Consider the following 23,129-nt stretch of genomic DNA (forward strand, 5'->3'; position numbering starts at 1 on the left):
CCGGTCAAGGTTCACTTGCCGGCCACCTCGCGGGTGAAGCGGTCGACCCAGGTGGCGCGGGTGTCGACGAGCTGGGCGGGGTCGAGGGTCTTGAACCCGGCGGCCACGGGGTCCTTCGCCGCCTCGCCCGTCACCTTGGCGATGTCGGCCGGGACCTCGGCCTTCGGGTTCGTGGGCAGGTCACCCGCGGTCTTGGCCATGGCGCTCTGCGCCTCGGCCGACAGCATGTAGTCGATGAACTTCGCCGCTCCCTGCGCGTTGCGCGCGCCCTTGGGGATCATCGCCCGGTTGGTGGCCATGTAGCGGCCCTTGGCGGGAGCCGTCCAGGCGATCGGCTCGCCCGAGGTGACGAGCTTGGTGGCGAAGCCGCTCAGCGCGTCGGCAGCGACGATCTCGCCCTGGGTCAGCAGGTTCGTGACCTCGGTCGAGGAGGTGTAGAACTGCAGGACGTTCGGCGCCCAGCCGGCCAGGGTCTTCAGCGAGGTGTCGATGTCGTAGGGGCCCTTGCCGTACGACTCACCCACCCCCGAAATCATGAGTTGTCCGGCGGTCACCGAAATATCGGGAAGCGCGACCTTTCCCTTGTTCGCCGCGTTGGCGAACAGCTCCCAGTCGGAGGCCTGCTTCTGGCTGAGCTTGCCGGTGTTGTAGATGATCCCGTTGAGCTGGTGCGTGTAGGCCGGTCCCTCGTACGCGCCCTCGGTCGCGAACGGCGCGAGCTGCTTCATGTTGGGCACGTCGACCTTCTGGAACAGGCCGTCCTTCTGCCCGAGCGCGGCGAAGTAGTCGGAGATCAGCACCACGTCCGCCTCCGGCTCACCCTTGGCGAGCTTCAGCTTCGACAGCCGGTCGGAGTTGGACCCGGTGTCCAGCTCGACCTTGATCCCGGTCTGCTTGCTGAACGGAGCGACGACCGCCTGTTCGAACTCCTTCACGCCGAAGGGGAAGGTGCTGACGACGATGGTGTTCTGATCGGCCTGCTTCTCACTGGAGCCGGAGCCGGAGCATCCGGCCGCGGCGAGCACGGTCAGGGCAGCGGCCAATACGGCACGGCGTGTGGGCATGGGGTCGTTCCTTCTTTCAGCGGGGGAGTGAGACGAGATGGTCGTCCGGCGCGATCACCGTGACGCCCGATCCGGGCGTCAGGGCCGCGCCGCTGCGTACGTCGGCGAGCAGCCTGACGGTCGCGCCCGACGGGTCGACCACGTCGAGCGAGACCAGCAGGTCGACGCCGCGGAAGGCCACGTCGACCACCGTCGCGTCAAGGCTGTGACCGGGGCTGTGACCTTTCTCGGCGATGCGCAGGTGCTCGGGCCGGATGGTCAGAGGCGTGCCGTCGGCCGCGGTGAGGAAGTTCTCGTAGCCGAGGAACTCGGCGACGAAGCGGTCGGCGGGACGGGGGAAGACCTGCTGGGGAGTGCCCTGCTGCACGATCCTGCCCTCGTTCATGATGACCATCTCGTCGGACATCTCGAGGGCCTCGTCCTGATCGTGGGTGACGAGGATGACGGTCAGCCTGGTCTCCGCCTGGATGCGCCTGATCTCGGCCCGCATCTGGACGCGCAGGCGGGCGTCGAGGTTGGACAGCGGCTCGTCGAGCAGCAGGAGCTTGGGCCTGATCGCGATCGCCCTGGCCAGCGCCACCCGCTGCTGCTGCCCGCCGGACAGCTTCTTCGGCTTGCGGTCGGCCAGGTGCGCGAGCCCGACGAGGTCGAGCGTCTCCATGACCCGCGAGCGTCTTTCCGCGGACGCCACCTTGCGCAGCTTGAGCCCGTACCCGACGTTGTCGGCCACCGTCATGTGCGGGAACAGCGCGTACGACTGGAAGACCATCCCGAGATTCCGCTTCTCCGGCGGCGTGCGCGTGCTGTCGACCCCGTCGATGCGGATCGTCCCCGACGTCGGCGTCGAGTAGCCCGCGATCATCCTCAGCGTGGTGGTCTTGCCGCAGCCGCTCGGGCCCAGCAGCGTCGTCAGCTTCCCCGCCGGCACGGCGAGGTCGATGTCATCGACGGCGGTGAAGGAGCCGAACCTCTGGGTGACTCCGATCAGCTCGGCGGCGGCGGTCATTGGTTGATCCCTCCGAAGATCTTGGCGAATCCGACCGTGCGCTCGGCGATCACCGCGATGACCACGGTGGCGGCCAGGATCAGGGTGGAAGCGGCGGCGACCATCGGGTCGTACGACTGCTGCACGTAGTCGAGCATCGTCACCGGCAGCGTCCGGAAGTCGCGTCCCTGCAGCAGCAGCGACAGCGGCACGTTGTTGAACGACGTGACCACGCTGAGCAGCCCGGCGGAGAAGATTCCCGGACGCAGGACGGGCAACGTCACGTTGAGGAACGCGCGCAGCGGCGAGGCGCCGAGACCCCGGGCGGCCTCCTCCAGCGCGGGGTCGGCCAGCGCGAGCGAGGCGCCGGTCACGCGCACCGCGTAGGGCAGCATCAGCGCCGTGTGCCCGACCAGCAGGGTGCTGAAGTTGTCCAGGTCCAGGCCGACCATCAGCTGCTGGAACAGCGCGAGGCCGACGACCAGCTCGGGGACGATGAGCGGCGACAGGAACAACCCCTCGACCAGGCCCTTGCCCGGCAGCTTTCCGCGGTGGACGGCGAGCGTGACGGGCACGCCGAGCACCAGCGCGAGCACGGTGGCGAGCACGGCGAGCTCCAGGCTGGAGAGCGCGGCCTCGATGAACGGCTCGTAGCCGAGCGCCTCGCCGAACCAGCGCAGCGAGATCCCGTCGGGCGGGAACCTCAGGGTGCTTCCGGCCGTGAAGGCGGTGGCGACCACGAAGATGATCGGCACGATCATGATGACGTAGCCGATGACCGCGAGCGCCGCCGTGATCGGGCGCTTCATGAGGTGGCCCCCTTCCGCCCGATCAGCGAGGACAGCCCGGAGACCAGGAAGACCAGGACCGTCATGATGAGCGCCGTCGCCGAGGCGGAGGCCCAGTCGACCGTGGTGCTCGCGTAGTTGAACAGCTGCGTGGACAGCATCCGCTGGCTGGACCCGCCGAGCAGGTAGGGCGTGGTGTAGGCGGTGACGGATCCCGCGAAGACCAGGGTGGCGGCCACCACGATGCCCGGCATGGTCAGCGGGATGACGACGTTCCACATCGTGCGGATCCGGCTCGCGCCGAGCCCGCGCGAGGCGTCGTCCAGGCCGGGATCGACCTGGGCGACAGCCGAGTAGCAGGAGATGATCGCCAGCGGCAGGAACAGCTGGGTGAGGCCGAGGACGATCGCCAGCTTGGTGTAGAGCAGCTGCGGCGCCGCGTCGACGATGCCGAGCTGGACGAGCAGCCGGCCGAGCGCCCCCTTGGAGCCGAGGATCACCAGCCAGCCGAACGTCCGTACCACGTTGCTCAGCATCAATGGGAAGATCGCCACTGCCAGGAAGACCCCGCTCCAGCGTGACGGCGAGCGGGCGAGCCAGTAGGCGATGGGGAAGCCGAGGACGACGCAGATGATCGTGACAGCCAGGGCCAGCCCGACCGTGCGCCCGATCACCTCCAGGTCGTACGGATCCGTGAGCATCTCGCCCAGGCGTGCGAAGATCTCGCTGGTCGGCACGTCCGGCGGCGCGAAGAGCATCGCCGCGGAGGGGATGAGGAAACCTGCGACGAGGAGGACGAGACCAGGCACCAGCAGAAGGGCCGATTTGCGGGAGATGTCGGCGTCCTTTCTCCGTGGCGTACGCTTGGATGGAACCGGTTGCGGAACCGGTTGCATGAGCCTGACCATAGATTATGAGCGGCCTCTCGCACAAACCCCTGTGTGAAATCCGTGTAACGACTCAAGGAGGATCAGTGCCGACACTGGCGGACGTCGCCGCGCTGGCCGGGGTCTCCAAGGCGACGGCTTCCCGCGCCCTGGGCCGGCCGGACCAGGCCGCCCCGGAGACGGTGGCCCGCGTCCGCGCAGCCGCCGAGCAGCTCGGATTCGTCCCCAACCGGGCGGCCACCCAGCTCGCCCGCGGGCGGACCGGGGTGGTCGCCGTCGTGGTGCCCACGCTCGACAACACCTTCTTCACCCCGATCATCGGCGGCGCCCAGGCGCGCGCGGCCGAGTCGGGCATGCAGCTGACCATCGCGGTGCACTCCCTGGAGCACGCCGCCCAGGTCGCCGCCGTCGAGCAGCTCGCGCACCAGGTCGACGGCTTCCTGCTCACCGCGCCCCGAGGTTCGGACGAGATCGTCCGCGCCGCCGCGTCGTTCAAGCCGACCGTGCTCATCGACCGCGAGATCGAGGGCATGACCTCGGCGGTCGCCGACACGGCCACCGCCTTCGGCACGCTCGTCACCCGGTTCGCCGAGCTGGGCCACGAGCGCATCGTCTACATCGGCGGTCCGGCGGGCTCCTGGCAGGATCGCCAGCGCCAGGCGGCCATCCGGGCCGCGGCCGAGTCGAGCGGCGCGACGCTGACCATGCTCGGCCCCTACCCCTCGACGTTCGCCGCCGGGGTGGAGACGGCGGAGGCCGTGGTGGCCGCCCGCGCCACCGCCGTCGTCCCGTACGCGACCTCGATCGGCCTCGGTCTCATGTTCGCCCTGCTCCACCGCGGGGTCAGCGAGGTCGTGGTCAGCTCGGAGCGCATGATCGTCGAGAGCCTCGGCCTGGGCGACGTCCCCTCGATCGACGTGGACGGCGAAAAGCTCGGCGAGGTGGCCATGGACCAGCTCATGACCCTCCTCGGCGAGCGCAGGGAGCCGTCACCCACCAGACGCCGCCTCACCGTCCCGATCAGCTGACCAAAAGGTGTAACAACGGGAGGGCTGCGACCACTTCGTGGTGTCAGAAGAACGCATCCCGAACGAAGGGGCTGGGCGGTGTCAGATGATGAGCACCGGTTCACCGGCATGTACGACGAATGCCGGCAACGGGTGTGGGCCTACGTCGTGAGCCGCGCGGGCCGCCAGGTGGCGGACGAGGTGGTGAGCGAGACGTTCGCGATCGCCTGGCGGCGGCTGGAGGACGTGCCCGAGCCGGCGCTGCCGTGGCTGCTCGGCGTCGCCAGGAACGTCCTGCGCGACAACGTACGCGCCGAGGTACGCCGCGAGGCGGTCGCGGCGGAGCTGCGGGCCTGGGCCGAGGGCGACGTGGCCGACCACGTGACCGAGCGGATGGGCGTGCTGCGCGCGCTGGCCGCCGTGCCCGAGGACGACCGGGAGATCCTCGTCCTGGTCGCCTGGCACGGGCTGTCACCGAAGGAAGGAGCCCGTGTCGTCGGCTGCTCGTCGGCGGCCTTCCGCGTGCGGCTGCATCGGGCGCGCAAACGGCTCAAGCAGGCCATGGAGGCCACGGACGCCGACCCCCGGCGCGAACCCCTGCCCCACGTGCGGAGCCTCAACGAGGAGTGGTCATGAACCCCATCGACGAACTCAGGGCCGCCAGGCCCGCCCACCTCGGAGACCGGCCGATCGACCCGCGCACCAGGGCCGCCGAACTCTCCCGCGCCATGTCACAGCCCCGGCCGGTCCGGCGCCGCCGCAGGCCCGCCCGGCCCGTATGGAGCCTGGGTCTCGCCGGAGCCGCGGCGGCCGTCACCGCGGTGGCCGTGGTCGTCGCGACGAACGGCACGGCGTCCACGCCACGAGCCCCCGACAGGCCGACGAGCACCCAGCGGACGGTGACGCTGTCGGCCCGCGAGGTGCTGCTGGCCGCCGCCGCGAGGGCGGAGCGGCAACCGGAGGGCAAGGGCGCGTTCTGGCACACCGTGTCGGTGCGCCGGACCCTGTTCGCCGCCAAGGGCGGCTACCGGGTCCTGAACCAGCAGCGGGACGAGGGCTGGACGCCCAGCGCCACCGGTCCGGGCCAGAAACAGTGGGGTCGCCTGCAGTCCCTCGGAGCCCGCCCGGCCACCGAGGAGGACCGGCAGGCGTGGGAGCGGGCCGGGTCCCCCGCCTCCATCGAGGTCACGGTCCCCAGGAAGTCCAGGCCCATGATCCTATCGACGTCGCCGGGCCGGGCCAGGACCAGCCACAGCCCGCTGACAGACGGGGACAAGGTGTTCTGGCTGGGCCGCAACGTCTCGGTGAAAGAACTGCGCGAGCTGCCCGGCGACCCGGACCAGCTCAAGAAGCGGCTCCTGGCCTGGAAGGGTCATGCCACCGACGTGCCGATGGTGGGCGACGGGTGGCTGTTCGTGGTCAGCGCGGGATTGATCATGGACATGCCGGTGACGCCCGAGGTGCGCGGCGCCGCGTTCCGGATGCTGGCCGAGCTCGACGACGTACGCGTCATCGAGAACGTCACGGACGCCGAGGGGCGTACGGGCACGGCCGTGGCGATCAACGAGCCGACCCTCGACGACGGCGTCGCGGAGCACCGGCTGATCATCGACGAGGCGACCGGGGCGGCCCTGGCGAGCGAGTACGTCGCGGTGAAGCCGCGCGGCTTCCAGACCGGCTTCGAGCCCGGCACGATGTGGAACTCCATCGCGGTGACCAAAGCAGGCTGGACCGACGACAAGCCCATGTAACAACTCCCGGTCACCGGCCAGTACGTAGTGACGTTTGCCGATGATCGGAGAACTGCGTGCAGGCAATGACAAGGTGGGCCGGCGTCGCCGTGCTCGCCGCGGCCATGACCGCCCCGCCACCGGCGGTCGCGGAGGCCGGCGATCAGGCGGTGACCAGCGTGCGGACGGTCACGCTGGTCACCGGCGACAAGGTGACGGTGACCGGCCCGGCGAGCGCGATCGTCGAGCCGGGCGAGGGGAGGGAGAAGGTCACCTTCCTCACCGACGAGGCGCGGGGGCGGTTGCGCGTCTTACCCGGCGACGCCGCGCCCCTGGTGGCCGCCGGACGGCTGGATCCCCGGCTGTTCGACGTGACCGGGCTGCTGGAGCTCGGGTACGACGACAGCCGCAAGGAGCTCCCGCTGCTCGTGACCGGGGCCTCCGCTCCCGCGCCGGGCGTCCGCGCGATGAGCGGGTTCAGGTCGCTGGGCGCGGTGCGCGGCTTCGCCGTACGGCAGCGCAGGAGCGAGGCCGCGCGGACGTGGCAGGCGCTCGCGGGCGGCACCGGCAAGATCTGGCTGGACGGGCGCCGGCGCGTCTCCCTGGACGTGAGCGTCAAGCAGGTCGGCGCGCCGCACGCGTGGGAGCGCGGGCACACCGGCGCCGGCGTCAAGGTCGCGGTGCTCGACACGGGGATCGACGCGACCCATCCCGACCTCGCCGGGCGGGTCGCGGCGCGGGCCGACTTCACCGAGGTCCAGGACGCACGCGACGTGATAGGCCACGGCACGCACGTGGCCTCCACCATCGCGGGCAGCGGCGCCGCCTCGGACGGCAGGTACCGTGGCGTCGCCCCCGGCGTCACGCTGCTGGACGGCAAGGTGTGCGAGTCCACATGGTGCACGGACTCGGCCGTCCTGGCGGGCATGCAGTGGGCGGCCGAGCAGGGCGCCAGAGTCGTCAACCTGAGCCTCGGGTCCCCGGACACCCCCGGAACCGACCCGCTGGAGGAGGCCCTGCAGACGCTCAGCGAGCGGTACGGCACCCTGTTCGTGACGGCGGCCGGCAACTACGGCGCCGATCGTACGCTCATCTCGCCCGGCACCGCCGACGCCGCACTCGCGGTTGGCGCCGTCAGCAAGGCGGGCGAGCAGGCCGGGTTCGCCAGTCGCGGGCCACGCGCCGGTGACGACGGCCTCAAGCCGGAGATCACCGCCCCCGGCGTGGACATCACCGCGGCCCGCGGCAAGGACAGCCCCGGCGACGGCTCCTACGTCGCGATGTCCGGCACCTCCATGGCCACGCCGCACGTCACGGGCGTCGCGGCGCTGCTGGCCGGGGCGCATCCCGACTGGAAGGGCGACCTGCTCAAGGCGGCCCTCATGGGGACCGCCCGGCCGCTGCCGGGGATCGGGGTCTTCGCGCAGGGCGCGGGGCTCGTGGACGCCGCCCGCGGCACGGGCCAGGCCGTGACGGTCGAGCCGCCCGCGCTGAGCTTCGGACGACAGCCGTGGCCGCACGACGACGACCAGCCGGCCGGGAAGAAGATCGTCTACCGCAACCACCAGCGGCAGCCGGTGACCCTCCGTCTGGAGGCGCGCGGCGACAAGTCCTTCAGCGTCGCACCCGCCACGCTGACCGTCCCCGCGGGCGGGCAGGCCGAGGCCGTCGTCACCGCCGACACCCGCGCCGGCGGGCCCGACGGCTTCGTCGGCGCGCACGTCGTCGCGACCGGCGACGGCGACCTGGCCCTCAGCACTCCGGTCGGGGTCGACAAGGAGAAGGAGAGCTACGACCTCACCCTCAGGTTCACCGGCAGGAACGGCGGGCCGGCCACTCAGAGCTTCACGACGCTGTACCCGCTGGACGCCGACCAGACGCCGATCGACGTGGAGAACCCCGAGGGCCCGGTCACCCTGCGGCTGCCCAAGGGCAGATGGCTGATCAGGACCACCATCCGCGACGACCAGAGCCGGACGCTCCTGGTCCACCCGGGCCTCGACCTGGACCGGTCGCAGACGGTCGACGCCGACGCGCGGCTGGGCCGGCCGATCTCGCTGACGCTTCCCCGCGCGGACGCCGTCCCGCTGCAGGCCGAGATCGTCTACCAGTATCAGGTGGCCGGCGGATCGTCGCGTTCCTGGGGCTGGCTCGGCGGCTCCTATGAGGGGACGTTCACCGCTCAGCTCGGCCCCGCCCGGACCTATCCGGGTGCGCGCACCAAGGTCGCCGGGCTGTGGGCCGCCGCCCGGACCGGCAGCCCGTACGCCTACCGCCTGGCCTGGTTCCACTCCGGGGGCATGGTCGACGGATTCGAGCGGCGCGTGGAGCAGCGCGACCTGGCCACCATCCAGGCCGACTACGCCCGCCACCTGCCCGACGCGGAAGCCCGCGCGTACGGCCGCGCCTGGCCGCGCGACGGCGCCGTCTTCGCCTTCATGTTCCCCACCACGTTCGGCACGCCGTTCAAGCAGGTCGAGTACGTCAACACCGACGACGGCATCCGCTGGCAGCGCTTCCTGTTCGAGTACGGCCCCGACGGCCGGCTCAACCGCTTCGACTCGCCCTTCCAGGCGTACCGGTCGGGGCGGGCGTACACAGAGCTCTGGAACCGCGGCGTCTTCTCGCCCGCGCTGCCCTGGGCGGGCGCGGAAGAAGTAAACGGCGTCAGCCGCACCGGCGACGTCATCTCGACCGACCTGCTCATGTACGGCGACAGCCGAGGGGCGCTCGGCACCTCCACCCGGGCCATGCAGCGCACCGCCCTCTACCGCGACGGCACCCTCGTGGGCGAGCAGCCGGAGATCAGGACGAGCTTCACCGTCCCCGCGCGGGAGGCCGCCTACCGTCTCGTCGTCGAGAGCGAGCGCGGAGCGCCCGCGACGCTGTCCACGCGCGTGTCCGGCGCGTGGACCTTCCGGTCCGGGCACGTCGCGGGCGAGACGCCCGTACGGCTGCCCGTGTCGGTCGTGCGCTTCGGCCCCGCCCTCGACGCCGAGAACTCCGCCCCGTCCGGGCGGCGCTTCACGGTGCCGGTGACCGTTCAGCCGCTGGAGGGAAGCGCCGCCCGTCCCGTCCGGCGGCTGTCGGTGGAGGTCTCCTACGACGACGGCGCCACCTGGACCAGGGCCGCGATCCACGGGTCGGCGGCCGTCCTGCGCCACCCGGCCGGCGACGGGTTCGTGTCCCTGCGCGGCCGAGCGGTGGACGAGGCGGGCAACACGGTGGAACAGACCATCATCCGGGCCTACCGGATCCGGCCGTCGTGGACCCGGTAACCGTCACGTGTCGGAGCGGCCGGCCCAGGCCGGCCGCTCCTCCCATCCGGCATCGGTGCTCTCGTTGGGGAAATGGCAGGCGACGCGGTGTCCCGCGCCGGTCAGCGGCGGCTCCTCGATGGCGCATCTCTCCTGGGCCTTCCAGCAGCGGGTACGGAAGCGGCAGCCCGACGGCGGGTCAGCCGGGCTGGGCACGTCACCGGCGAGCACGATCCGCCTCCTCTTGCCGCGCTGCGACGGACACGAGATCGGCACGGCCGAGATGAGCGCCTTGGTGTAGGGGTGGGCAGGCCGTGCGAAGATCTCCGCCCGCTCACCCTCCTCCACGATCCGGCCCAGGTACATGATCGCCACTCTGTCGCACAGATGCCGCACCACCGACAGGTCGTGCGAGATGAACAGGTAGGCCAGGCCCAGCTCCCGCTGCAGGTGGGCGAGCTGGTTGACGACCTGCGCCTGGATCGAGACGTCCAGCGCCGAGACGGGCTCGTCCAGCACCAGCACGCGCGGGTTCAGGGCCAGCGCCCTGGCGATGCCGACGCGCTGGCGCTGGCCGCCGGAGAACTCGTGCGGATAGCGGTTGGCGTGCTCGGGCGACAGGCCCACCAGCTCCAGCAGCTCGCCGACCCGCTCCCGGCCGCCGCGGCGGTAGCGGCCCTGGGTGCGCAGCGGCTCGGCGACGATCTCGTGCACGGTCAGCCGCGGCGACAGCGACGAGTACGGGTCCTGGAAGACGATCTGGATCTCGCCGCGCAGCGGGCGGAGCTCGGCGTGCGACATGGCGGCCAGATCGCGCCCGCCGTACAGGATGCGGCCGGAGGTGGGCTCGGCCAGGCGCACGACGAGCCTACCCGTCGTGGTCTTGCCGCAGCCGGACTCGCCGACCAGCCCGAGCGTGCGGCCGGGGTGCAGCGCCAGGTCCACGCCGTCCACGGCCCGGACCGCCCCGGTCTGCCCGCGCAGGACCCCGGTGCGGATCGGGAAGTGCTTGACCAGGCCCTCGACGGCTAGGACGGGTTCGCTCACGCCGGCTCCTCGTGGAAATGACAGGCCGACAGGTGACCGGCGGCCACCGCGACCGGCTCGGGACGGTCCACCCGGCAGGCGGCGCGACCGGCGCCCAGCGCGCAGCGCGGCTCGAAGGCGCAGCCGGGCGGCGGCGCCAGCAGGTCAGGCGGGCTGCCCGGGATCGGCACCAGTTCCCCCGCCGCCGGCCCCAGGCCGGGCCGGCTGGACAGGAGGCCGCGCGTGTAGGGGTGGCGGGGCGTGGCGAAGACCTGGTGCACGTCGCCGTGCTCGACGACGCGGCCCGCGTACATGACCGCGACCCGGTCGGCCAGCTCGGCGATCACGCCCAGGTCGTGGGTGATGAGCACCGCCGCCGCGCCGGCCTCCCGCCTGGCCGTGTCGAGCAGGCCGAGCACCTGGGACTGGACGGTGACGTCCAGCGCGGTCGTCGGTTCGTCGGCGATGAGCAGGTCGGGCTCGTTCGCCAGGGCCATCGCGATCATCGCGCGCTGGCGCATGCCGCCGGAGTACTCGTGGGGGTGCCGGCCGTACCGGTCGGCGGGGTCGGCGATGCCGACGGAGGCCAGCAGCTCCAGCACGCGGGCCCGCACGGCGGCGCGGCCGAGGCGCGGCTGGTGCAGCCTGATGGCCTCGGCGATCTGGGCGCCGACCGGGACGACCGGGTTGAGCGCCGTCATCGGGTCCTGGAAGATCATGGCGATGCGGCGGCCCCGGATCCGGCGCAGCCGGCGCGCGGGCAGGGCCAGCAGGTCCTCGCCGTCGAAACGGACGCTCCCGCGCACCACCCGCCCCGGCGGCCGGACCAGGCCGAGCACCGACATCGCGGTGACGCTCTTGCCCGAGCCGGACTCGCCGACCACGCCGAGGATCTCGCCCGGCGCCACCTCCAGGCTGACCCCGTCGACGGCGCGCACCACGCCGTCCTCCGTGGGGAACTCGACCGCGAGGTCGTCGATCGTGAGCAGCGGCGTCATCGGCGCACTCCCTTCGGGTCCACGGCGTCGCGCAGGCCGTCGCCGACGAAGTTCACGGCCAGGACGGTCAGTGCGATGGCCAGGCCGGGCGGCAGCCACAACCACGGCATGGTCTGGATGAGGGTGAGGTTCTGGGCGTCGGTCAGCATGTTGCCCCAGCTGGCCTGCGGCGGCCGCACGCCGAGGCCGAGGAAGGACAGCACCGCCTCCAGCAGGATCATCTGCGCCACCAGCAGCGTGCCGGCCACCGCTACCTGCGGCAGGACGGCGGGCAGCACGTGCCGGCCGATCACCGTCAGCCGCCCGGCGCCGAAGGCGCGCGCCGCCTGGACGTACTCCCGCTCGCGCAGCGACAACGTCAGCCCGCGCACCACGCGGCAGGCGGTCGGCCAGTTGCACGCGGCGAGGACGAGCACGAGCATCGCGGTGCCCGGCCCGAGCACGCCCGCCAGCACGACGATGACGACCAGCGACGGGAAGGAGAGCACCACGTCGGCGGCGCGCATGACGAGGGCGTCGACCGGCCCGCCGAACATGCCGGCCAGGGCGCCGAGCAGCGTGCCGAAGGCGACCGCCGCCAGCGACGACAGCAGGCCGACCAGCAGCGAGATCCGCCCCGCGTGCACGAGCCTGGCGAACACGTCGCGCCCGGAGGAGTCGGTGCCGAGCAGGTGCGCCGCTGACGGCGGCTCGCGGAAGGCGGCCAGATCCACCGCGTTCGGGTCGTGCCCGGCCAGCAGCGGCGCGGCCAGCGCCAGCACGCCGACGGCGGTCAGGAACACGGCGCCGGCCAGCGCCATGCGGTTGCGCCGGAAGCGCCGGGCGGCCCGGGAGGCGGGGGCGACGGTCGTGGTCATGACAGGCTGATCCTCGGGTCGGCCACCGCGTAGAGCAGGTCGGCGGCGAGGTTGCAGAGCAGCACGAGCAGCGCGACGAACATCGCGAAGCCGATCACCACGGGGTGGTCGAGCTGGCCTGTCGAGCTGACGGCGAGCTGTCCCATGCCCGGCCAGGCGAAGACCTGCTCCAGGGCGACCGCCCCGGCCAGCAGCTGCGGGATGTAGATCATCACGACGGTGATGAGCGGGACCAGCGCGTTGCGCAGGGCGTGCCGTATCAGCACCCGGCCGGGGCCGGTGCCCTTGGCCTCGGCCGTGCGCACGTAGTCGGCGCCGAGCTCGGTCAGCAGCCCGGCTCGTACGTACCGCGTGAACGGCCCGGCGATGGACAGCCCGAGGACGGCCGCCGGCAGCGCCAGGTGGGCCAGGATGTCGGCGGCGCCGCCGTCGCCCGGTGTGGACATGCCGGAGGACGGCACCCAGCCGAGCTTCAGGGAGAAGAGGTAGATCGCGGCGATGCCCAGGAAGAAGCTGGGCACCGAGATCGTGCCGAGCCCGGCGACGGTGGTGGCGTAGTCGACTGCGGTGTTGCGCCGGGTCGCGGCCGGCGTGCCCGCCGCCACCGCCAGCACCAGGCCGATCGCCAGGGCGGTGCTCATGAGCAGCACGGTGGGGCCCATGCGCTCGCCGAGCACCTCCGCCACCGGGCGGCGGCTGACGAAGGAGTAGCCGAGGTCGCCGCCCAGCACGTCGCGCAGCCAGATGCCGTACCTGACCAGGACGGGCTCGTCCAGGCCGAGTTCGGCGCGTTTGGCGGCGACGAACGCCGGGCCGCCCGAGGCCAGCTGCTCGGGGTCGACCATCATCCGGACCGGGTCGCCGGGCGCGGCGCGGACCAGGAGGAACACGCCGACGCTGATGAGCAGGAAGACGGCGGCGTTGGTCAGGAGCCGGCGCACGAGGTAGGCGAGCATCAGCCGGCCAGGGTCCACTCGTCGGCGTTCCAGAAGCCGGTGGTGAAGTCGCCGCCGGGCTTGAAGCCGCGCAGCCGCGAGCCGGTGACCCAGAGGGTGTCGGGGTTGTACAACCACAGGTACGGGACCTGGGCGTTGTCCTTGCTCGCGGCCTCCTGGTAGAGCTCGGCGCGCTGGTCCCGGTCGGTGCGGGCGTCGGCCCGGGAGGTGAGGGTGTCCAGCGACTCGTCGCAGAAGTTACTGATATTTCCCCCGGCGGGGTAGAAAGCGGCGCAATTGATGATCGTGACGCTGCTGGAGGGGTCCACGGCGTAGCTGCCGCCGCCGAAGAGCGCCAGGTCGAACGTGCGCTTCTCATAGGATTCCAGCAGTTCGGCCGCCTGTACCTGCTTGAGCTCGACGGCCATGCCCGCCGCGCTCAGCGCGCCCTGCACCACCGTGGCCGTCACGTCGCGGTCGCGCTGGCCGGGGATCCACGACAGCGTCACCTTCTCGCCGGCCTTCCAGCCCGCCTCGGCCAGCAGCGACCTGGCCTTGGCCGGGTCGTAGTCGTACTCCTCCAGCCTGTCGGGCAGCGCCCAGGGGGTGACGAACGAGGAGTTCTGCACCCGGCCCCTGCCGGCCAGGAGCTTGGCGACCAGCGCCTTGCGGTCGATCGCGTGGAGCATCGCCCGCCGTACCCTGGGATCGGCGAAGCGCTCGTCACTCTGGTCGACCGCGATCCTGATGAAGCCCGGGCTCGGCCTCGCCGAGACGGTGACGCCCTTGAGCGCCTCCACCACCCGCAGGTCGGTGGGGGAGATCTGGACCAGGTCCATCTCGCCGGTGCCGAGTTGCGCGGTCGCCACGTCCGAGCTGATGGGTTTGAGGAAGATTCTGGGGATCGCGATGGGTCTGCGGTAGTGCGGGTTGGCGGCCAGCTCCACGTACTGGTCGGTCTTGTAGCTCATGAAGGTGTACGGGCCCATGCCGACCGTCGGGTCATTGAAGAAGGCGCTGCCCGCGATCTTGTCCACCGGCTCCATGCCGAGCACGTGCTCGGGCAGGATGAAGGCGAACGGCCCGGCGATCAGGCTGAGGAAGCCGACGTTCGGCCTGGCCGGCCTGATCACGAACGTGGTGTCGTCCGGGGCCTCGAAGGCGGCGCCGGCCAGCTTGCCCGCCATCGCGCTGCCGCTCTTGGCATCGGCCAGCAGCCTGTAGGTGAACAGCACGTCTTTGCTGGTGAACGGCATGCCGTCACTCCACTTCAGGCCCTCGCGAAGGTGGAAGGTGATCCGGTCCTCGTCCACCTCCCAGCGCTCGGCCAGGCGCGGGGTGTAGGCGTAGGAGTCGTCGACGGTCAGCAGGTTGTCGAAGATCAACGTCATGACCTGCTGGTCGGGGCCGCTGGGCGGATCCAGCGGGGAGAAGCGCTTCGGCTTCTGGTACAGGTGGATGTTGATCACGTTCTGCGGGGAAACCTGGGCGGCGGAGTTGGTCGGGTCGGAGCAGCCGGCGGCAAGCGCGAGGACGACGACGGCCAGCGCGCCTGACAGGCGGTTCATGGGCCTCCCTGGGGGTGACGGGACTGACGAGCGCGCCGAGGCCGGTGATCGAGCCCTCACCGCCCGGGGTGCGGTCGGGTGCCGGCCATCAGCGCGTCCCACGGCGGCGGCGTCATCGGTCGGGAGCCGAAGCCCACCGGCTCCGCACCCGGCTGTCGAGGCGCGGTTCCATGCCGAGCGCCTGCGGGTGGCCCGTCACCCGGCACGGCCCGAGCGGCGCGAACCCGTCCGGCCAGCCGCAGAAACGCCCGGCGATCATCGGCTCGGCCTTGCCCAGCACGCGGGCCGAGGCGCGGTCGGCGGCGGCGTCCTTGGACACGCGGACGGTCGGCTGGAAGCGTCGGCACGCTTCACCAACGTAGGGGGAGCCTCCTAAGGGTCGCGCACACAGAGTAACGGATTCGATACTGTCAGCAATGCAAGCTCGATGCAAGCCCACCTCTGGCGTGCAACGTTCCACTTGGGCTCTGGCTGCGCGGATACCGCTTCCTGGGCGTCTCTGTAGGATGTCCGCGTGGAGAACCATTCCGAGGTCCGCAGGGTGACGATCGAGGACGTCGCCAGGGAGGCGGGGGTCTCGGCTCCGTCCCCTGGGCATGAACGCCGGCGACTTCGACCTCGTCGTGGATCCGGTGGACGGCAAGGGTTACTACTACTTCGAGCGCGTGCACAGCGAGCTCATCTGCGCCGACCTCTCCGACGACCTCACCGACGTCACCGGCTACTACTCCACGCACCTCCCGCGCCGCCGCCCGCCCATGGTGCGCGAGGCGCCCGCGTACTTCCGGCGTGACGGCAGGCACTACCTCATCACGTCCGGCACGACGGGATACTTCCCCAACCCCTCCGAGGTGGCGGTCGCCGACACCTACCACGGACCCTTCACGGTCCTGGGCGATCCGCACCCGTCGGACCCGAGCGGCACCTCGTTCCGGTCGCAGATCAGCTCCGTCTTCCGGCATCCGGCCAAGCGGGATCTCTACATCGCGCTCGCCGACCGCTGGGCCCCGCGCCTGCCGGAGAGCGAGTCGGATCAGAGCGAGGCCTTCGACCGGCACTTCGCGGCACTGGAAGCCGGCGAACGGCCTGCCTCGTTCGACCTCCCGGACGTCGACACGTCGATCGCCGACTACGTCTGGCTGCCGATCCGGTTCGACGGGCGGATCCCGACGATCGAATGGCACGAGGAGTGGCGAATCGAGGACTTCGGCTGACCACACCCGTCGCCGGTGCCATGGGTCCTGCGAAAGCACGGCGCCGCGGCGCACGCTCTCCAGCACGGCCCTCAACTCGGCGCGCCCAGACGTGGAGCGGGTGACCCGCGTCCGCGATGGCCTGGGGTGAGGCTCAGGCTCCGATGGCGTCGAGTTCGGCGATCGCGTCGGCGGGCAGGGCCGGCTCGGCGGCCTTGATGTTCTCCTCAAGGTGGGCGACCCTCGAGGTGCCCGGGATCACCACGGAGGTGGCCGAGCGCCGAGGCAGCCAGGCCGGCGCGACCCGATGCGTCGAGGCGCCCACGCGGGCGGGGTCGTCGCCCAGGGTGACGTCTGCCGTGATCACGGAAGGGACGGCGTCGTTCACGCCGCCGTCGGCGAGCGCCGGCGTCCCGTCCCGCCCGCGGGTCATCGGCGGGTCTCCCGCCTCCGTGCGGTCGTCGGACGGTCCGGCGGCCTCGACGCTCGCCGGCACTCGCCCTAATGCGTACGGCCGGACCGCCTCGAGCCGCTGCCGTTTCGCGGTCCTGCGCCCCGTCCAGTCCCGGGTGCCCATTGCCGTGGATGTCATCGCTCGCCCCCGTACGCGCGCGGACCCGACTAATTCAGCGAGGACCGAATGCCCGGTAAATGCCCGGTTGCTGACCTGTTTTGTTCACTTTGCCCGTGAGACCGTTTCGTCATTTGATCACGCCTTTCGGAAAGGAAATATCGTGATTCGTTTATCCAGGCTCCTCGCGAGCTTTCTGGTCTTCGTTCTCCTCGTGGCGTTCATTCCCGAGGCTTCAGCCGCTTCCCCCCACATCACCGGCGGCTGGATTCCCGAGAGTGAACGCACCCTCTGGGACCGGGCGACGGCGTGGTTCACCGGGGACGGCCTGCCGGAGCCCCGCGTCGTGCCGGTCCGGGCGGTGGAGAGCGGCCGCGAAGGGGCCGCTCTCGGTCCCGAGAGCCCGCCCGGAACCACGTACTACGCCCCCGGGACGCCCGCCCGCGTCCCGCCCGACTCGACCCTGTCCATCCCCGTCACGCTGACCAACACCACCACGGCGACCTGGGCCGTGGCGGACTGGGTGCTGTCGTACAGGTGGAGCAGGCCGGACGGCACGCCGGTGACCGTTCAGCAGCTCCACACGGCCTTGCCCGGGGACCTCGCCCCGGACGCCGCCGTGACCGTGCAGGCTCAGCTGAGGACGCCGCCCGCCTCCGCCGAGGGCGACCAGCGCACCGGCTACGTCCTGGCCTGGGATCTGTGGAACAAGAGCGGCGGAGCCTGGCTTTCCACCGCGAACACGAGCAAGGCGACCGCGCTCACGCAGACGCTCTCGGTGGAGGACGCCACCAGCGACCAGCTCGGCCTGGAGAAGTTCTACTCCTATGGCGGGGTGAACACCGGCGCGGGGTCGACCCTGCTGACCAACCTGTACTCCGGGAACGCGGTCTGGCAGTACAACGCCTTCTCCAACCCCTCCCGCGGTCTGAGCACGTTCGTCCGGCTGGCCTACAACTCCAAGGACTCCTCCGACGCGGTGGCCGGGCACGGGTGGTCGCTGCAGGCCACGTCGCTCACCCGGCTGGGTACGACCCTCGACCCGCACCTGCTCGGCCACGCCGTCTCCTTCACCGACGGCGACGGGACCACGCACAGCTTCGCGCTCGACGACAAGGGCACCTGGGACACCTCCGACGACGAGTACGTCAACCCGCCGGGCGTGCACCTCTACCTGCAGCGGCTGAAGGACTGCAAACCCTGGGAGGAGGAGCCCCGGGCCTGGGTCATGACCTCGCCCGACCGCACCCGGTTCTTCTTCGACTGCCAGGGCTACCAGAGCTCGATCACCGACAACAACGGCAACGAGCTGACCTTCGGCTACGAGGTGCGCAAGACCCTGCTCGGGCCGGTCAAGTACCTGCGCCACCTGACCGACCCGACCGGGCGGCGCACGCTCACGATCGACTACTACGCCACGGGCGACCCGTACGACTACATCGACGACGACACGTGGGAGCGGAAGAGCGGCACCAAGCTCCTCAATCCGCTCATCATCGACCACGTCAAGACGGTCAAGGACATCTCCGGCCGCACCCTGACCTTCACGTACACCCACAAGGGCCTGCTGGGCGAGCTGATCGACGGGGCGGGTTCGGCGCAGCCCAAGAAGTTCAGGTTCGCCTACGACGGGCACGACCTGACCAAGGTCACCGATCCGCGCGGCAAGGCCACCAGGCTCGCGTACCGCTCCCGGCTCGACGCCTTCCTGGGCGCGGCCGAGACCATCACCGACCGGCTCGGCCAGCCGACCTCGTTCGCCTACGGCGACTCCCACGACCACACGGGCAGGCAGGTCCGCACGGTCGTGACGGACGCGGAGCAGCGCGCCACCACCTACCTCCTGGACGGCAAGGGCCGCGCCCTCCAGAGCACGGACGCCAAGGCCCGCACGACGAAGCTCACCTGGGACGCCGACAACAACGTCACCCGGCTCGAAGAGGCCAACGGGGCGGCCTCCACCTGGTCCTACGACCCGAAGACCGGCTACCCGCGGGAGATCAGGGACGCCGAGGCCACCAAGAACGGCTGGCCCGGCACCACCCTGACGTACCAGACCGGTCTGAACGGCCACATCGCCGATCTCATCGCCAAGCGCAGCCCCGAGGGCCGCGCCTGGACCTTCACCTACACCCCCGAAGGGGACCTCGCCACCGCCACCGACCCGGCGGGCACCGCGACCCCTGCCGCCGGCGACTACACCACCACGTACACGTACGACACGTGGGGCCAGCCGCTCACCAGCAAGGACGCCAACGGCCACACCGTCACCAACGCCGGCTTCGATCCCAGCGGCTACCCCCGCGAGATCGTCGATCCGCTGGGCAAGACCACGGCCTACGTGTACGACGAGCGCGGCAACGTCACCAAGGTCGTCGACGCCAACGGCAAGGCCACCTCGCAGGAGTACGACGTCTTCGCCCGTCCGCTGGAGAAGCGGGTCCCCAAGGACCAGACGGCGGGGCAGTTCGTCGTCACCCCCGCCCCCGAGTACGACCCCAACGACAACGCCACCCGGGTCACCGCTCCCAACGGCGCGGTGGCGACGGCCGCCTACGACGCCGCCGACCAGCTCTCCCACCTGCTGGAGCCGAAGGACGAGCCGGGCGGCCCGGAGCGGAAGACGTCCTACACCTACGACCGGGTCGGCAACGTCAGGACCGTCACCGAGCCCAAGGGCAACCTGACGGCCACCGCCGGGGACTTCACCACCACCTACGGCTACGACGAGATCTACCAGCTCATCTCGATCGCGAACGCCAAGGGTCACCGTCTGACCTACGCCTACGACGCGGTCGGCAACGTGACGGCCGTCACGGACGCGCGCAAGAACGCGACCCCCGACCCGGCAGACGTCACCGCTTCCTATGTCTACGACCTGGCACACCGGGCCGTCAGGTCCACCGACGCCGCGGGCAAGGCGCGCTCCACCGTGTTCGACCGGGACGGGCTGGTCAAGGCCACGACCGACGAGGACGGCAACACGACCACGGTCACCCTGGACGCCCGGGGCCTGCCGGTCGAGGCCACCGCGCCGTACAAGAGGGACGGCGGGACGGTCGTCCAGCGGACCATGCGGTTCGAGTACGACCAGGTCGGCAACCGCACCAAGGTGATCACGCCACGCGGCGTGGAGAGCGCCGACGACCCCGACGACTTCGTGCACCAGGTCGTGTACGACGAGCTCAACCGGGTCAAGGAGGAGATCGCTCCCTACGACAAGGACGACCCCCGCTACAACCGGCCCGACAGGACCATCCGGACCTACGACGCCGTCGGCAACCTGACCAGGATCAGCGCGCCGCCGTCCAGCGGGGAGTCCGTCCGCAACGACACCGTCTACACCCACTACGACAACGGCTGGATCAAGACCTCCGGCGACCCGTGGGACATCGTCGCCTCGTACGACTACAACCCGCTCGGTCAGCAGATCAAGAACACGCTGACGAGCGCCGGCGGGTCGGTCAGCCGCACCATGACGACCGACTACTTCCCGGACGGGAAGCTGCGCTCCCGCACGGACGACGGCGTGCCCGTCGGCGCCCACACGGTGGTGGTCGACAACTCCGACGTCAACAACGCCCGCCCGTCCGGCGAGTGGACCGCCCACGACGCCGGTGAGGGCCTGTACGGCCACGACTTCCACACCAAGCCGGCGGGCGACGGAACGGCCCAGTTCCAGTGGGCGCTGAACATCCCGCAGGCCGGCAGCTACGAGGTGTTCGTCCGCTGGCCCGCGGTCCAGGGCGCGGCCACGGACGCCGAGTTCCTCATCGACCACAAGGCCGGGACCGCGGTCAAGACCGTCGACCAGAGCGCCGGCCCCGGCACGTGGGTCAGCCTCGGCCGGCACGACTTCGACGCGGGCGTCACCCACAAGATCACGCTGACAGACAAGGCGGCGGCCGGGTCCACGGTCGTGGCGGACGCGGTCAAGCTCGTACGGGACAACTCGGGCGACCCCGACGACGAGAGCCGGCGGTTCGCGTACCACTACGACGCCGACGCCAACCTCACGTCGATCACCGACTCCAGCGCCGGCGCCAGGATCGACGACTACGCGATCACCTACGACGAGCTGGACCAGGTCGCCAAGCTCGAGGAGCGGCTCGACGGGGCCACGAAGAACACCATCTCGTTCACGTACGACGAGAACGGCCAGCCCGTCACCCAGCAGCACGACAAGGAGTACTCCACCTTCGAGTACGACGTGCGCGACCTCCCCTCGAAGATCACGCACGGCAGTTCGGCGGCGGACCTCGCCCCGATGGTCACCACGTTCGCCTACACCGCGCGGGGCCAGCGGCTGCACGAGGTCAAGGGCAACGGCAACACCGTCGACTACGAGTACAACCTCGACGGCAGCCTGCTCCGGCAGACCGAGAAGAAGCCCGGCGGCACGGTGGTGTCCGAGCACACGCTGGACTACGACGCCAACGGCCAGCGCAGCCGGGACGTCACCCGCAAGATGAACGCCGACGACCACTCGGCCTACCTCACCACGACCGCCGACTACGCCTACGACCCGCGCGACCGGATCGCGAAGCTGGTCAGGACCGGTCACAACGCGGGCACCGAGACCTACGTCCACGACGCCAACAACAACGTCGTCGACCAGGTCGTCGGCGGCACCCGGACGACGTTCGACTACGACCGGAACCGGCTGGCCAAGGCGGTCACCGGGGGGACCGCCGCGTCGTACGACTACGACCCGTTCGGCCGCCTGGCCGCCGTCGTGTCGGGCGGGCAGGTCGTCGAGCGGAACACCTACGACGGGTTCGATCACGTCGTCGAGAACCGGAGGCTGACAGCGCCGGGTTCGACGACCACCACGCGCTTCGCCTACGACCCTCTCGACCGCACCGCCTCCAAGACCACGGACGCGGGCGGCGCGGGGGAGAAGAGCACGGTCTTCAACTATCTCGCCCTGTCCGACGAGGTCCTCGACGAGGAGACCGCCGGGAAGATCACGAAGTCCTACCGGCACAGCCCGTGGGGCGAGCGGCTGGCCCAGGCCACGCACGACGAGAACGGCGCCAGGCAGGAGTCGTACTTCGGCTACAACCCGCACGGTGACGTCGAGACCCTGACCGACGCCGCGGGCGACACCAGGGCGACCTACGGCTACAGCGCCTACGGCAAGGGCGAGGACGCCGAGACGACGGGCATCGACAAACCCGATCCGCAGGATCCGACCAAGGAGCCCTACAACCCCTACCGGTTCAACGCCCAGCGCTGGGACGCCACCTCCGGCAGGTACGACATGGGCTTCCGCGACTACGACCCGGGTCTGAACCGGTTCCTCAGCCGCGACATGTACAACGGGGCCCTCGACGACCTGGCCCTCGAAGTCGACCCGTGGACCAGCAACCGCTACGCGTTCGCGGCGGGCAACCCCGTCAACCTGATCGAGCTGGACGGCCACGACCCGCACGGCTGCCGGCCCACCGACGACGCCGCGTCCCGGGCCTGCCACGACCGGGGCCGGGCGGCCTTCTACGCGGATCAGCCCAAGCAGGTCGTGCCCACCACGGGCCCGACCGAGAAGATCAACGACCCGGAGCTGGCCTACCCGCCCGAGGGCATGCGGCCCGAGGACATCGACGCGGCCGGCATCATCCTCTACGGCGGCGCGCTGAGCGAGCTCGCCGGCTTCCTGAACCAGAACGAGAACAAGCGCGGAGACTTCACGGTGGTCCTGTCGCGCGTCACCGTGGACACGGGGCACGGCACGGTGTCCAGGGTCATCGCGTTCGTCAGCCAGGGCGGCCTGCCGAAGGGGCTGCAGGACAAGCTGACGAACATGGGCGTGACGATCTATCAGGCGCCCAAGGTGCCCAAGGGCGGCGACCCCAGGGACGGCCACGCCGAACGGGCCGCGGCCGACGTCCGGGGGGACGTCAACCGCCAGGTCCGAGACCTGGGCGGCAAGATCATCAACGTCCACAGCGCCTTCTCCAGTGTGCGGGTGTGCTCCGCCAAGTGCGAGGGCAACCTCAACAGGTTCATCGACGACCCGAGCAAGAAGGTCAGGGCAGGCACCAACGGCATGATCGAGGGCACTCAGCTGACACCGCAGACCGTCGGCAGGCTCAGAGACATAGTGGGAAGGGGCGCCGCCACGTGGGTCGCGGCCCGGGCCTACTGGGGCGGCTTCTTGAGAGGGCCCGGCGGCAGGGGCAGACGCTAGGGCGATCCCGTCGGCGGCGGCCCGGCCTTGTGGCAGGCCGCCGCCGACGTCCTTGACCTGCGCTCCACGAGAA

17 protein-coding genes are annotated in these 23,129 nt (G+C 71.0%); 6 read left to right on the top strand and 11 right to left on the bottom strand.

The window, feature by feature from the left end; genetic code table 11:
* Positions 1-11: 11 nt before the first annotated feature.
* Genes ACIBI9_RS33390 through ACIBI9_RS33405 form a run of 4 tightly spaced genes read right to left on the bottom strand, consistent with a single transcriptional unit; the run spans position 12 to position 3,646 of the window.
* Positions 12-1,064 (bottom strand): extracellular solute-binding protein, encoded by a 1,053-nt coding sequence (locus tag ACIBI9_RS33390; RefSeq protein ID WP_397227846.1) that lies wholly within the window; start codon positions 1,062-1,064, stop codon positions 12-14.
* 16 nt (positions 1,065-1,080) lie between these two features.
* Positions 1,081-2,070 carry an ABC transporter ATP-binding protein gene (locus ACIBI9_RS33395; RefSeq protein WP_397227848.1) on the bottom strand — a complete coding sequence of 330 codons (990 nt, stop codon included), beginning with the start codon at positions 2,068-2,070 and terminating at the stop codon, positions 1,081-1,083.
* The gene (locus tag ACIBI9_RS33400) at positions 2,067-2,858 is read right to left on the bottom strand and encodes an ABC transporter permease (RefSeq protein ID WP_397227850.1); all 792 of its coding nucleotides are present in this window, start codon (positions 2,856-2,858) and stop codon (positions 2,067-2,069) included. Before ACIBI9_RS33400 ends, ACIBI9_RS33395 begins: the two co-directional genes overlap by 4 nt.
* Positions 2,855-3,646: an ABC transporter permease gene (locus ACIBI9_RS33405; protein WP_397227852.1), complete on the bottom strand. Its 792-nt coding sequence runs from the start codon at positions 3,644-3,646 to the stop codon at positions 2,855-2,857. The genes ACIBI9_RS33400 and ACIBI9_RS33405 overlap by 4 nt, the downstream gene beginning before the upstream one ends.
* Positions 3,647-3,810: 164 nt before the next feature.
* Between ACIBI9_RS33405 and ACIBI9_RS33410 the strand changes: the two genes are divergently transcribed.
* The 4 genes from ACIBI9_RS33410 to ACIBI9_RS33425 all read left to right on the top strand — a co-directional run bounded on the left by ACIBI9_RS33410 (position 3,811) and on the right by ACIBI9_RS33425 (position 9,739).
* The gene (locus ACIBI9_RS33410) at positions 3,811-4,752 is read left to right on the top strand and encodes a LacI family DNA-binding transcriptional regulator (protein WP_397227854.1); all 942 of its coding nucleotides are present in this window, start codon (positions 3,811-3,813) and stop codon (positions 4,750-4,752) included.
* A gap of 78 nt (positions 4,753-4,830) precedes the next feature.
* Positions 4,831-5,367: an RNA polymerase sigma factor gene (locus ACIBI9_RS33415; protein ID WP_397227856.1), complete on the top strand. Its 537-nt coding sequence runs from the start codon at positions 4,831-4,833 to the stop codon at positions 5,365-5,367.
* Positions 5,364-6,482 (top strand): CU044_5270 family protein, encoded by a 1,119-nt coding sequence (locus ACIBI9_RS33420; RefSeq protein WP_397227858.1) that lies wholly within the window; start codon positions 5,364-5,366, stop codon positions 6,480-6,482. Before ACIBI9_RS33415 ends, ACIBI9_RS33420 begins: the two co-directional genes overlap by 4 nt.
* 65 nt (positions 6,483-6,547) lie before the next feature.
* Positions 6,548-9,739 (top strand): S8 family serine peptidase, encoded by a 3,192-nt coding sequence (locus ACIBI9_RS33425; RefSeq protein WP_397227860.1) that lies wholly within the window; start codon positions 6,548-6,550, stop codon positions 9,737-9,739.
* Positions 9,740-9,742: 3 nt separating this feature from the next.
* Here ACIBI9_RS33425 and ACIBI9_RS33430 read toward each other — a convergent pair whose 3' ends face one another.
* The 6 genes from ACIBI9_RS33430 to ACIBI9_RS33455 form a co-directional block, all read right to left on the bottom strand.
* A complete protein-coding gene (locus ACIBI9_RS33430; RefSeq protein ID WP_397227862.1) occupies positions 9,743-10,765 on the bottom strand; it encodes an ABC transporter ATP-binding protein in 1,023 nt (340 codons plus the stop codon).
* Positions 10,762-11,742, bottom strand: coding sequence for an ABC transporter ATP-binding protein (locus tag ACIBI9_RS33435; RefSeq protein WP_397227864.1), 981 nt, complete (start codon positions 11,740-11,742; stop codon positions 10,762-10,764). Before ACIBI9_RS33435 ends, ACIBI9_RS33430 begins: the two co-directional genes overlap by 4 nt.
* Positions 11,739-12,599 (bottom strand): oligopeptide ABC transporter permease, encoded by an 861-nt coding sequence (gene opp4C, locus ACIBI9_RS33440; RefSeq protein ID WP_397227866.1) that lies wholly within the window; start codon positions 12,597-12,599, stop codon positions 11,739-11,741. The genes ACIBI9_RS33435 and opp4C overlap by 4 nt, the downstream gene beginning before the upstream one ends.
* Positions 12,596-13,555, bottom strand: coding sequence for an ABC transporter permease (locus tag ACIBI9_RS33445; protein ID WP_397227868.1), 960 nt, complete (start codon positions 13,553-13,555; stop codon positions 12,596-12,598). The genes opp4C and ACIBI9_RS33445 overlap by 4 nt, the downstream gene beginning before the upstream one ends.
* Positions 13,555-15,102 carry an ABC transporter substrate-binding protein gene (locus ACIBI9_RS33450; protein ID WP_397227870.1) on the bottom strand — a complete coding sequence of 516 codons (1,548 nt, stop codon included), beginning with the start codon at positions 15,100-15,102 and terminating at the stop codon, positions 13,555-13,557. Before ACIBI9_RS33450 ends, ACIBI9_RS33445 begins: the two co-directional genes overlap by 1 nt.
* Before the next feature lie 112 nt (positions 15,103-15,214).
* Entirely contained in the window at positions 15,215-15,421 is a 207-nt protein-coding gene (locus tag ACIBI9_RS33455; protein WP_397227872.1) for a hypothetical protein, read from the bottom strand.
* A gap of 277 nt (positions 15,422-15,698) precedes the next feature.
* Here ACIBI9_RS33455 and ACIBI9_RS33460 point away from each other — a divergent pair, with 277 nt between their 5' ends.
* Positions 15,699-16,316, top strand: coding sequence for a hypothetical protein (locus ACIBI9_RS33460; protein WP_397227874.1), 618 nt, complete (start codon positions 15,699-15,701; stop codon positions 16,314-16,316).
* A 133-nt stretch (positions 16,317-16,449) separates the two neighbouring features.
* Here the strand turns inward: ACIBI9_RS33460 and ACIBI9_RS33465 are convergent, their stop codons facing one another.
* Positions 16,450-16,887 carry an aldo/keto reductase gene (locus tag ACIBI9_RS33465; RefSeq protein ID WP_397227876.1) on the bottom strand — a complete coding sequence of 146 codons (438 nt, stop codon included), beginning with the start codon at positions 16,885-16,887 and terminating at the stop codon, positions 16,450-16,452.
* A 142-nt stretch (positions 16,888-17,029) separates the two neighbouring features.
* Between ACIBI9_RS33465 and ACIBI9_RS33470 the strand changes: the two genes are divergently transcribed.
* Positions 17,030-23,056 (top strand): RHS repeat-associated core domain-containing protein, encoded by a 6,027-nt coding sequence (locus ACIBI9_RS33470; RefSeq protein ID WP_397227878.1) that lies wholly within the window; start codon positions 17,030-17,032, stop codon positions 23,054-23,056.
* Positions 23,057-23,129 lie beyond the last annotated feature (73 nt).

It is taken from the genome of Nonomuraea sp. NPDC050451 (assembly GCF_044458585.1).